We start from the raw sequence: 4,716 nt of genomic DNA on the forward strand, positions 1-4,716 counted from the left end.
CCTCCAGCAGCGCGCCGCTTGCACGCGCGAGCTCCGCCTTCACGAAGCCGCGCGGATCGGAGGCGGCGTTGACGAGATCGCCCGAGGCGCCGCCGCGGGCACCGAAGCCAAAACGGTTGAGCGCGACGAGCGCGGCTTTCGAATCGCGGGCCATCGATTTGTCCTTCGCGTGGCGGGAGCCGCTTTCCGAGTCCGCGCGCGAGGCCTAATATACCGCAACGACCGATGAACCCGACATGAAAATCACGGCGAAGCTTCGACGTAAATCATGACAAATCCGAAAGACTCCTCATCGCAGGAACCACGCCGCCTCGTCTGCTCGCGCTGCGGCACCGAGTTTGGCTGCGACCTCTCGGGCACCTGCTGGTGCGCGGAGGAAACCGCAAAGCTGCCGATGCCAGTCAAAGGCGAGGATTGTCTGTGCCGCGCGTGTTTGCGCAAGGCCGCGGAGGCGGCAGTATCGTAGGGTGGGCAAAGCGACTTGTCCGCCGTGGCTCGCATAGCGAAGGCGGAAGCGTGCCCGCCAATGTCCTTGCGTACAGCGAAAGATGGTGGGCACGGCGCTTTGCGCCTTTACCCACCCTACGAAGCCTAGACTGCGTATCCGGGCGACTTCCGCGCCATGCCGTCGAACGCATCGAGCAGTTTTTCGCGCCAGGCATAAACCGGATCGTCCGCTTCCAGCAGCTTGAACGGGCTCACCACCCGCGCCCACTGGAAACCGCCGAACACGATGTAGTCGGCGTAGTTCGGCGCCTCGCCGCCGAGATAGGGCTGCTTCTTCAAGGTCTGCCGCATCATCTCGAGCGACTTGCCGAAGGCGACCACGCCGGTATCGCGGCTCGCCATCACCTCCTCCAGCGTCTTGCCGCCGAAACGCGCCTCGCGCGACTTCCGGAAATAGGCAGCGTCGATCTCGTCCAGATTTTTCGGGATGTCGGCGACGATCAGCGGAAAGATGCCGCCGACGAGGGCAATGTCGCCGAAGGCGTTGATCATGCGCGCCATGGCGCGGCCGCCCTCACCGCCGAACAGCGACGGGCGATCCGGAAAATGGTCCTCGAGATAGTTCGCGATGGCCCAGGAATCGACGACGGGCTTGTCGTGATGCAGCAGCACCGGAACCTTCTCGGAGCCGTGCGGCACAAGTGCGCTCTTCTCGGTGAAGCGCCAGGGCAGCGATTGCGCCGACAGGCCCTTGTGCGCAAGCGCCATCCGCGTGCGCCAGCAGTACGGGCTGAACGGGCGTGAGGGGTCGGTGCCGACGAGTTCGTAGAGTTTGAGTGACATGGCTGGTCCCGTTGCTGCAATTGGCGAACAGAGTAGCCGTCATAGCGACGAGCGCAAGAAAGCCGTCTTGCCGCCGGTGCCGGGGTCTGACCGGTGACCGGCTGCTTCGCCCGCGCAGCGCCGAATTTGCTCGCGAGTTGTTGAGCTGGCACCGGATTGGACCTAAGCTCGGGCATTTCAAACTTTGGGAGGCATTGCAATGACGAGGACCATTCCACGGCGTGATTTCCTTCTCGGCTCGGCAGCGCTCGCCGGCGCCGCGGCCGCCAATGCCTTCACTTGTGTCGAGATCGCGAGCGCAGCGCCGATCGCCGTCCCGACGGTCGACAAGCTTTCAATCCGCGTGCTGGTGGATTCGAGTTTCGACCTGTTCTTCCGCCCCAAGCAGATCAACGGCGTCTCGATCGCGCCGGCGGTGCGCACCGGCGGTGACTTCCGCAAATCGCTGCACAACGAATGGGGCCTGTCGCTCTGGTTGGAATCCGAAGGCGGCGGCAACCAGCGCACGCTGATGCTGGACTATGGATACACGCCCGAGGTGCTACTCAACAACATGGCGTTGATCGGCGTCGATCCGGCCAAGCTCAACGCGCTGATCGTCAGCCACGGCCACTACGATCATTTCGGCGGCCTGAACGGCTTCCTCGATAAATTCCGCGACAAACTGCCCGCCGACCTCAAGCTCTACGCGGGCGGCGAGGATAATTTCTGCCATCGCGTCAGTCCGACGCCGACGCAGGGGCAGTTCGCCGATTTCGGCACCCTCGATCGCCGGTCGCTCGCGGCGCAGAAAGTGACGACCGTGCTATGCGAAACGCCAACAGTGATCGCGGACCACGCCTTCACCACCGGCAAGATCACCCGCCGCAGCAGTGAACGCGTGCTGCCGAACACCCTCGTCGAGTTTGGCATCAAGGACGGGCTGGGCTGCAACGTCGGGCACTACCTGCCGGCGGAGATGGAGGGCAAGATCGTGCCGGACGAGCACATCCACGAGCACGCCACTTGCTTCAATGTGCGGGACCTCGGTCTCGTCGTGATCTCGTCCTGCGGCCATGTCGGCATCGTCAATTCGGTGAAGCAGGCGCAGGAAGTGTCGGGCATCCAGAAAGTGCACGCCATCGTCGGCGGCTTTCATCTCGGCCCGGCGCCCAAGGACTACCTCACGCAGGTCGTGAGCGAGATCAAGGCGCTCAATCCTGACGTCGTGGTGCCCATGCATTGCAGCGGGCTCAACTTCGCACAGGAAGCCAATGCCCAGATGGAGGGTAAGGTGGTGGTGACGACGACAGGCAGCCGCCTCACCTTCGGGCTGTGATGCGCCGCGCCGGCGCCTGGCTGTGCGTGATGCTGGCGCTCGCCTGCGCGGGCACGGCGCAGGCGCGCTCGGCCGCGGAGACCATGGACGTCCTGATGTGGAATCGGAAGCCGGTCGGCGGACCGTTCCAGTTGATCGACCAGACTGGCAAGGTACGCAGCGATCGCGACTTCCGCGGACGATTGATGCTGGTCTATTTCGGCTTCACCTATTGCCCTGACGTCTGCCCCACCGACCTGATGGCGATCGGGCAGGCGGTCGAGCAGCTTGGGCCGGACGCCGACGCCGTCCAGCCGGTCTTCATCACGCTCGACCCCGAACGCGACACGGCCAAGCATCTTGCCGAATATGTGCCGCTGTTTCATCCACGGCTGCTCGGGCTGACCGGCAGCCTCGACGCGATCGGGGCCGCGGCAGAGGCCTACAAGGTCTATTTTGCCAGGATCCCGATCGGCAAGGACGGCGGCGACTACACGATCGACCACAGCTCCTTCATCTACCTCATGGACCGCGACGGGAAATATCTCGGCTTCTTTCCGCCGGGCACCTCGGCCGAGCGCATGGTCGAGATCATCCGGCCACGCCTTGCGGCGCCTTCGCGGTAGCGCTCCGGCGAGAGCTAGCTTGAAGCGACGTGCTCACCGCCCGTTGGTGCGCAGCAACTTCTCGCCGCCTTCCGTCACCGCGATGACCAGCCCGAGGCCGGCAATCGTCTCGCGCGCGACGTAGCCGCGGTCGGCGGCATCTTCCCAGATGGTGAGGCGCGGGCACGAGGTCTTCCAGGTCGCGATCACCTCGGCATAGGCGCGCGGCTCGCGCGCGACCCATTCGACGAAGTCCAGCACCAGCGGATCGGCTGTCTCGCTCATTGCAAACCTCCTTTGTCGAAGGCGGCCAGCACCGGCGCACGAAGCATCAGCCAGCCGCCATAGGCGATGTAGTAGCAGGCGATGGTGGTGATCAGCTTGTTCGACCACGCGATGAATTGCTGGTCGGTCATGGCTTCCAGAATGCGCCGCGCCAGCGTGGTGCCGAGCATCGAGGCCGCGATCGCAACGGCAGCAAGCACGGGATCGAGGCTCGCCGCCTGGTCGATGATGCGGCCGAAATAAATCAGCTTGGTGAAATGGCTGACGAGCTGGCACATCGCCTTGGTCGCCACCTTCTCGCGCCGGCCGAAATCGCCGCCGAGGAAGAAGGTGTCGAGCAGCGGGCCGGAGACGCCGGTCATCAGCATCAAGCCCATGCAAATCGTGCCGTAGACGGTGCCCTGCCAGAGCCTATCAGGGTCCGGCTTGACGTTCGCCGGCAACAGCCGTGCCATGAACGGGGTGATGCCCAGCAAGAGCAGCGCCATCGGCTTGTCCGGAACGTAGCGGGTGAGCGACCAGGCCGAGAGCGCGACGGCGGCGCCGACCAGATAGTTCGCGACCGGCCGCCAGCGGATATGTGCCCGCCATAGAAACGCGCGCCAGCCGTTCGAGGCCATCTGCGTGATCGCATGCAGCACCATCGCGGTCGGCAGCGGCATCAGGGCCAGCAGCACGCCGATCAGGATCAGCCCGCCCGCCATGCCGAACAGGCCCGACAGGAACGCGGTGGCGACCATCAGCAATCCAAGGGCAGCGATCATGATGGGCGTCACGAAGGGATCTCCGCAAAAGTGAGGGACTGCAAACTGTTCGTCTCCCTCGCCCGCTTGCGGGAGAGGTGAAGGAAAACGTGCCTCGCTTGCCCAATTCGCGCAAACTGAGTTATCTTGGCCTGGCATCAGCTTTCCTGAGGGTCTTGCATAAGGGTCTTGCATTTGCGGCGGCTGCTGTTTCTCAACGGCATCAAGGCATTCGAAGCGGCGGCGCGGACCGGCAGCTTTGCTGCGGCCGGGCTCGAACTGAGCGTGTCGGCGGCCGCCGTCAGCCGCATGGTCCATCTGCTGGAAGAGCGGCTCGGCGTCGCGCTGTTCGAGCGCAAGGCCAATCGCCTGGTGATGACGCAGGCCGCCCGCGTGCTCCTCCACCGCTTCAGGGCGTAGGACGCGCGCGGCCTGGTCTCTCGATACCGCCATAAAGGCCTCCCCAAAAAAGCGATCAAGGAGACGGCAGGCGTGC

Annotated in this window: 6 protein-coding genes and 1 pseudogene; 4 read left to right on the plus strand and 3 right to left on the minus strand. The window is 64.4% G+C overall.

Features of this window, described 5'->3' with window-relative positions:
* Positions 1-268: 268 nt before the first annotated feature.
* Positions 269-466, plus strand: a complete 198-nt coding sequence (locus MOV74_RS31485) for a cysteine-rich CWC family protein (RefSeq protein ID WP_246930855.1) — start codon at positions 269-271, stop codon at positions 464-466.
* 125 nt (positions 467-591) lie between these two features.
* On the opposite strand, the gene MOV74_RS31490 is transcribed toward MOV74_RS31485, so the two are convergent.
* Positions 592-1,290, minus strand: a complete 699-nt coding sequence (locus MOV74_RS31490) for a glutathione S-transferase family protein (RefSeq protein WP_246930857.1) — start codon at positions 1,288-1,290, stop codon at positions 592-594.
* Between the two features lie 199 nt (positions 1,291-1,489).
* On the opposite strand from MOV74_RS31490, the gene MOV74_RS31495 reads away from it, so the two are divergent.
* Together MOV74_RS31495 and MOV74_RS31500 are read left to right on the plus strand one after the other, a co-directional pair.
* Positions 1,490-2,608 (plus strand): MBL fold metallo-hydrolase, encoded by a 1,119-nt coding sequence (locus MOV74_RS31495; protein ID WP_246930860.1) that lies wholly within the window; start codon positions 1,490-1,492, stop codon positions 2,606-2,608.
* Positions 2,608-3,213: an SCO family protein gene (locus MOV74_RS31500; protein WP_246930862.1), complete on the plus strand. Its 606-nt coding sequence runs from the start codon at positions 2,608-2,610 to the stop codon at positions 3,211-3,213. Before MOV74_RS31495 ends, MOV74_RS31500 begins: the two co-directional genes overlap by 1 nt.
* A gap of 33 nt (positions 3,214-3,246) precedes the next feature.
* On the opposite strand, the gene MOV74_RS31505 is transcribed toward MOV74_RS31500, so the two are convergent.
* Positions 3,247-3,477, minus strand: coding sequence for a hypothetical protein (locus MOV74_RS31505; protein ID WP_246930864.1), 231 nt, complete (start codon positions 3,475-3,477; stop codon positions 3,247-3,249).
* Positions 3,474-4,253: a sulfite exporter TauE/SafE family protein gene (locus MOV74_RS31510; protein WP_246930866.1), complete on the minus strand. Its 780-nt coding sequence runs from the start codon at positions 4,251-4,253 to the stop codon at positions 3,474-3,476. Before MOV74_RS31510 ends, MOV74_RS31505 begins: the two co-directional genes overlap by 4 nt.
* A 162-nt stretch (positions 4,254-4,415) precedes the next feature.
* Here MOV74_RS31510 and MOV74_RS31515 point away from each other — a divergent pair.
* A pseudogene (locus MOV74_RS31515) lies at positions 4,416-4,613 on the plus strand (LysR family transcriptional regulator); the annotation flags it as partial.
* Positions 4,614-4,716: the final 103 nt, after the last annotated feature.

The organism is Bradyrhizobium sp. SHOUNA76, assembly GCF_023006445.1.
Lineage (GTDB): Bacteria > Pseudomonadota > Alphaproteobacteria > Rhizobiales > Xanthobacteraceae > Bradyrhizobium.